This window comes from Geodermatophilus sp. SYSU D00710, assembly GCF_054050195.1.
The window spans coordinates 1-5,352 of sequence record NZ_JBJGYX010000110.1 but is presented as its reverse complement, the minus strand read 5'-3'; the positions used below and the strand labels follow the sequence as shown (position 1 = coordinate 5,352).

Sequence of the window (5,352 nt, the reverse complement as noted above, 5' to 3'; positions counted from 1 at the left end):
CCCCCCCCCCCCCCCCCCCCCCCCCCCCCCCCCCCCCCCCCCCCCCCCCCCCCCCCCCCCCCCCCCCCCCCCCCCCCCCCCCCCCCCCCCCCCTCCGCTGTCTCACTGGGTGGCCGGGCCGCCCTGCTCGGTGCCGGAGATCTTGCGGAGCAGCTCGTGGCAGCGTCGGGCGCGCGCCGAGTCCTGCTCCATGACCTCGCGGAAGAACGCGGCGATGTCGTCGAGGCCCGCGTTCTCGGCGTCCCGGACGTACTGGCCGTAGTCGTGCCCGGCCTTCAGCGAGTGGTACTGCACGGAGATCAGGTCGAAGGTGACGTCCTCGAATCCGGTCTCACCGGTGGCCATGGTGTCCTCCTCGTCGTCGGGGGATGGGCGTCCGGACGGGTTCCCCGCTCCTCCTGGCCGAAACGGGCCGGTCCGTCACGGCGAGTTGGAGAACGCGCCTCCCGCGACGTCGCCCCCGCCGGCGTCGTCGGCCAGGGTGCGGCCGGCCGTCGTCTCCGGGTCGTCGGCGGCCTGCTCGTCCTGCCCGGCCGACGCCGGGTCGTCGCCGGCCGAGGCGAGGTCGGCGCCCTGGCCGTAGGCGCCGGGGTCGGCCTGGGTGGTCCGGGGGTCGTTCAGCGGGTCCGGGACGTCGGGGTCGGTGACGCTCATGCGCCCTCCCTGCCCTCCGGTCGAGGGCGGCAATCCCTGGCGCAATGCGTAACCCCTGTGTTACACATCAGCCCGTGGAGGCGCTCGCGGCTCTCGCGGACCCGACCCGGCGGCGGCTGCTCGCGCTGCTCCGGGACGGCGAGCTGCCCGCCGGGGAGCTCGCCGGGCGGTTCGCGGTCAGCCGCCCGGCGGTCAGCCGGCACCTGCGCGTGCTGCGCGAGGCGGGGCTGGTGAGCAGCCGGGTCGAGGGGCGCCGGCGGCTCTACGCGCTCGACCCGCGCCCGCTGCGGGAGCTCGACGACTGGCTGGGGTCCTACCGCGACCTCTGGGCGCAGCGCTTGGACGCCCTCGACACCGAGATCGCCCGCGGCCGCCGGGCCCGGGCCCATCCCCCGACGGACGGAGACGCCCCGTGACCGACCTCCAGACCCCCGCCGACCCGCCGACCGGCCGCCGCGGCGCGGTCACCGAGCTCCCCGACGGGCGTCTCCGGCTGGAGTTCCGCCGCTCCTGGTCCGACGGTCCCGACGCCGTCTGGGCCGCGCTCACCGAGCCCGAGCGGCTGGCCCGCTGGTTCGGCACCTACGAGGGCGAGCGGACCCCCGGCGGCCGCGGGACGCTGACGATGACCCACGAGGCCGAGCCGGTCGGCGAGCCGGTGCGGATCGCCGAGTGCGACCCGCCGCGCCGGCTGGTCGTCGAGTGGGTCGACCAGGCCGACTGGCGGGTGGAGCTGGCCCTCGTCGTCGAGAGCGGCCGCACCACGCTGCACTTCGTGCAGGTCTTCTCCGCCGGCGCCGACGTCACCGACTTCGCCCTCGGCTGGCACTGGTACCTCGACAAGTTCGACGCCGAGGCCGGTGGCCGCCCGGCGCCCGGCGACTGGGACACCTTCCTGGCCCGCACCGGCCCCGACTACGGCCGCACCCCGGAGGGCTGAGCGCCCAGCACGGCCATCGCCACGGCCGCGGCGAGCCCGACGGCGGCCACCCCGGTCTCGACCGGGTCGGCGCCGGCCGGGGTCAGCCGCCGGCGCACGAGCCGCTCGGCCAGGTAGCCGGGCACGAGGGCGGCGCCGGTGGCGGCCAGCACCCGGCGGGCGCGCAGGTCGTCGCGCGCGGCCAGTCGGGCCAGCGCCCACGCGTGGATCGCCAGCGTCCAGGCCGGCGGGCCGAGCGCCGTCCCGGCCCACCAGGCGTCACGGCCGACCGTCGCCGGGGAGCCGGCGAGCACGGGTGTGGCGAACGGGTGCCGGCGGCGCAGCGACAGGACCGTGCCGGCCAGGCCCGCCCCCAGCTGGACGGCGGAGGTCGCGAGCAGCGCCCGCCGGCGACCCGTCACCGGGCCCGCTCGGGGACCTGCACCGGGGCCGGGCCGGTCCACGGGCCCAGCCGGCCGAGGAAGGCGTTGCGCCGGTCCAGCCGCTCGCTCGCCTGCACCGGGTAGGCGTCGTAGGCGCCGGTGAGGTCGCGCGCGGCGTGGACGGCGAAGTTCGGGTCCTCCTGCGCCTCCCGTCCGACGGCCACCAGGTCGGCCAGGCCCCCGGCGACGACGGCCTCGGCCTGCCGCGCGTCGACGATCAGCCCCACGGCCATCGTGGGGATCCCGGCTCCCTCGCGGACGCCGGCGGCGAAGGGCACCTGGTAGCCGTAGCCGAGCGGGTGCTCCCAGCCGCCCAGGCCGCCGCCGGAGGCGTCGACGACGTCGACGCCGCGGACCCGCAGCTCCCGGGCGAAGGCGACGGTGTCCTCGAGCGTGATCCCGTCCGCGGTGCCGTCGACGGCCGAGACCCGCACGAACAGGGGCCGGTCCGCGGGCCACGCGGCGCGGACCGCCTCGACCACCTCCAGCGGGAACCGCCACCGGGCCTCGCGCGAGCCGCCGTAGGCGTCGGTGCGCCGGTTGGACAGCGGGGAGAGGAACTGGTGCAGCAGGTAGCCGTGCGCGGCGTGCACCTCGACGACGTCGAACCCGGCCGCTAGCGACCGGCGGGTGGCCGCGACGAACGCCTCGCGCACCTCCGTCAGCTCCCCGACGGTGAGCCCGTGCGGCACCGGCCGGCCGGGACCGGCGGGGACGGGGCTGGCCGCGACGGTCGGCCACGGCTCCTCGCCCGGCCGGGCGTCGGCCGCCATCAGCGGGCCGTCGCCCTCCCACGGGCGCCGGCTGCTGGCCTTGGCGCCGGCGTGGGCCAGCTGGATGCCCGCGACGGCTCCGGAGGCGCGCAGGAAGGCGGCGACCCGGGCCAGGCCCGGCACGTGCGCGTCGGACCACAGGCCCACGTCGCCGTGGCTGATCCGCCCCGCGGGCGTCACCGCCGTCGCCTCGACGAGGACGGCGCCGAAGCCGCCGAGGGCGAACCGGCCGAGGTGCACGAGGTGGTAGTCGCCGACCAGCCCGTCGGTCACCGAGTACTGGCACATCGGGGCGACGACGAGCCGGTTCGGGAGGGTCACGCCGCGCAGGGTCAGGGGCGTGAGGAGGGCCGGGGACGGCGCGGAGCCGCTCGTGAGACTGGTCACGTCACGGCACCAACACCGCGCTCACCTGCGGTGTTCCCGGTCACCGCCCGACCCCGGGGTAGACGTCCTAGACGTAACACCTCTCACCATTACGAAGAGCTATCACCGCTTGTACGCTGACCCGACCCGGACGGCCGGACCCGCATCGCCGCCCCGGGACGCAGCTCGCACCGGCGCCGGTGTCCCCGCACCCGGCGTGCGCCTCACAGGATGGAGACGCCGTGACTTCCGTGGCCACCCCCGGTCTCGAGAACGCCCCCACCACCCACGCCCGGCTGCTGGCCTGGGTGCAGGAGATGGCGGAGCTGACCACCCCGGACCGGGTCGTGTGGGTCGACGGCAGTGACGAGGAGTGGGAGCGGCTGACCCAGCGGCTGGTCGACGCCGGCACCTTCACCCGGCTGGAGCGCAAGCCCAACTCCTTCTGGTGCGCCTCCGACCCCAGCGACGTCGCGCGCGTCGAGGACCGCACGTTCATCTGCTCGGTCGACGAGGCCGACGCGGGGCCGACCAACAACTGGATGGCCCCCGACGAGATGAAGGCGATCATGACCGAGCTCTACCGGGGCTCGATGCGTGGCCGCACGATGTACGTCATCCCGTTCTGCATGGGCCCGGTCGAGGCCGAGAACCCCATGTTCGGCGTCGAGCTCACCGACTCCGAGTACGTCGTCGTCTCCATGCGGGTGATGGCCCGGATCGGCAGCCGGATCCTCGAGGCGATGGGCACCGACCGGCCGTTCGTGCCGGCCATGCACTCCCTCGGCGCCCCGCTGGAGCCGGGCCAGGAGGACGTGCCCTGGCCCTGCAGCCAGACCAAGTACATCGTGCACTTCCCCGAGGAGCGGGCCATCTGGTCCTACGGCTCGGGCTACGGCGGCAACGCCCTGCTGGGCAAGAAGTGCTACTCGCTGCGGATCGCCTCGGCGATGGCCCGTGACGAGGGCTGGCTCGCCGAGCACATGCTCATCCTGAAGCTGACCAGCCCCCAGCAGCGCACGTACTACATCGCGGCGGCCTTCCCGAGCGCCTGCGGCAAGACCAACCTGGCGATGCTCGAGCCGACCATCCCCGGCTGGCAGGTCGAGACCCTCGGCGACGACATCGCCTGGATGCGGTTCGGCGAGGACGGCCGGCTCTACGCGCTCAACCCCGAGTACGGCCTCTTCGGCGTCGCGCCCGGCACCGGCTGGGACACCAACCCCAACGCGATGCGCACCATCGACCGGGGCAACTCGGTGTTCACCAACGTCGCGCTCACCGACGACGGCGACGTCTGGTGGGAGGGCATGACCGAGGAGCCCCCGGCCCACCTGACCAGCTGGAAGAAGCAGGACTGGACGCCGGACTCCGACGAGCCCTCCTCGCACCCGAACTCGCGGTTCTGCACGCCGATCACCCAGTGCCCGATCCTCGCCCCGGAGTACGAGGACCCGCGGGGCGTGCCGATCTCGGCCATCCTCTTCGGCGGCCGCCGCAAGACCACGATCCCGCTGGTCACCGAGGCGCGGGACTGGAACCACGGCGTCTTCATGGGCGCCACGCTGTCGTCGGAGACGACGGCGGCGGCCACCGGCGCGGTCGGGGTCGTGCGCCGCGACCCGTTCGCCATGCTGCCGTTCATCGGCTACAACGCCGGCGACTACTTCCGGCACTGGGTCGAGACCGGCAAGGCCCACGACGCCACCAAGCTGCCGCGGATCTTCTACGTGAACTGGTTCCGCCGCGACGAGGACGGCGGCTTCCTGTGGCCGGGCTTCGGCGAGAACAGCCGGGTCCTCAAGTGGGTCGTCGAGCGCATCGAGGGCACCGCGGCCGCCGAGGAGACCCCGGTCGGCCACGTCCCGACGCCGGACTCCCTCGACGTCTCCGGGCTGGACCTGACCGAGGACCGGGTGCGCAAGGCGCTCGCCGTCGACCGGGACGAGTGGCGCGCGGAGGTCCCGCAGATCACCGAGTGGTTCGAGAAGTTCGGGGACAAGCTCCCCAGCACCATGTGGGACGAGCTCGCCATCCTCGAGAGCCGGCTCGCCTAGCGGGAGGCCCCGCCCCGACTCCCGGGGGGGGGGGGGGGGGGGGGGGGGGGGGGGGGGGGGGGGGGGGGGGGGGGGGGGGGGGGGGGGGGGGGGGGGGGGGGGGGGGGGGGGGGGGGGGGGGGGGGGGGGGGGGGGGGGGG

Annotated in this window: 7 protein-coding genes; 3 read left to right on the top strand and 4 right to left on the bottom strand. The window is 75.7% G+C overall.

Translation table 11 applies throughout. The features are described 5' to 3' along the window. Window positions 1-102: 102 nt before the first annotated feature. Window positions 103-345, bottom strand: a complete 243-nt coding sequence (locus tag ACI78U_RS24720) for an acyl carrier protein (protein WP_456878098.1) — start codon at window positions 343-345, stop codon at window positions 103-105. A gap of 75 nt (window positions 346-420) precedes the next feature. Beyond that, window positions 421-654, bottom strand: a complete 234-nt coding sequence (locus ACI78U_RS24715; protein WP_456878097.1) for a hypothetical protein — start codon at window positions 652-654, stop codon at window positions 421-423. Window positions 655-728: 74 nt separating this feature from the next. On the opposite strand from ACI78U_RS24715, the gene ACI78U_RS24710 reads away from it, so the two are divergent. Both ACI78U_RS24710 and ACI78U_RS24705 read left to right on the top strand, forming a co-directional pair. After that, window positions 729-1,070: an ArsR/SmtB family transcription factor gene (locus tag ACI78U_RS24710; RefSeq protein WP_456878096.1), complete on the top strand. Its 342-nt coding sequence runs from the start codon at window positions 729-731 to the stop codon at window positions 1,068-1,070. After that, window positions 1,067-1,594: an SRPBCC domain-containing protein gene (locus ACI78U_RS24705; protein ID WP_456878095.1), complete on the top strand. Its 528-nt coding sequence runs from the start codon at window positions 1,067-1,069 to the stop codon at window positions 1,592-1,594. Before ACI78U_RS24710 ends, ACI78U_RS24705 begins: the two co-directional genes overlap by 4 nt. On the opposite strand, the gene ACI78U_RS24700 is transcribed toward ACI78U_RS24705, so the two are convergent. Together ACI78U_RS24700 and ACI78U_RS24695 are read right to left on the bottom strand one after the other, a co-directional pair. Continuing rightward, complete coding sequence (locus ACI78U_RS24700) at window positions 1,570-1,995, bottom strand: hypothetical protein (protein WP_456878094.1); 426 nt, start codon at window positions 1,993-1,995, stop codon at window positions 1,570-1,572. The genes ACI78U_RS24705 and ACI78U_RS24700 overlap by 25 nt on opposite strands. Then, a complete protein-coding gene (locus tag ACI78U_RS24695) occupies window positions 1,992-3,176 on the bottom strand; it encodes an NADH:flavin oxidoreductase/NADH oxidase (RefSeq protein WP_456878093.1) in 1,185 nt (394 codons plus the stop codon). Before ACI78U_RS24695 ends, ACI78U_RS24700 begins: the two co-directional genes overlap by 4 nt. 221 nt (window positions 3,177-3,397) lie before the next feature. On the opposite strand from ACI78U_RS24695, the gene ACI78U_RS24690 reads away from it, so the two are divergent. After that, a complete protein-coding gene (locus ACI78U_RS24690) occupies window positions 3,398-5,212 on the top strand; it encodes a phosphoenolpyruvate carboxykinase (GTP) (RefSeq protein ID WP_456878092.1) in 1,815 nt (604 codons plus the stop codon). Window positions 5,213-5,352: the final 140 nt, after the last annotated feature.

Coding starts and splice junctions, on each gene's coding strand:
- ACI78U_RS24720 (WP_456878098.1), bottom strand. CDS start 345: ATGGCCACCGGTGAGACCGGATTCGAGGACGTCACCTTCGACCTGATC.
- ACI78U_RS24715 (WP_456878097.1), bottom strand. CDS start 654: ATGAGCGTCACCGACCCCGACGTCCCGGACCCGCTGAACGACCCCCGG.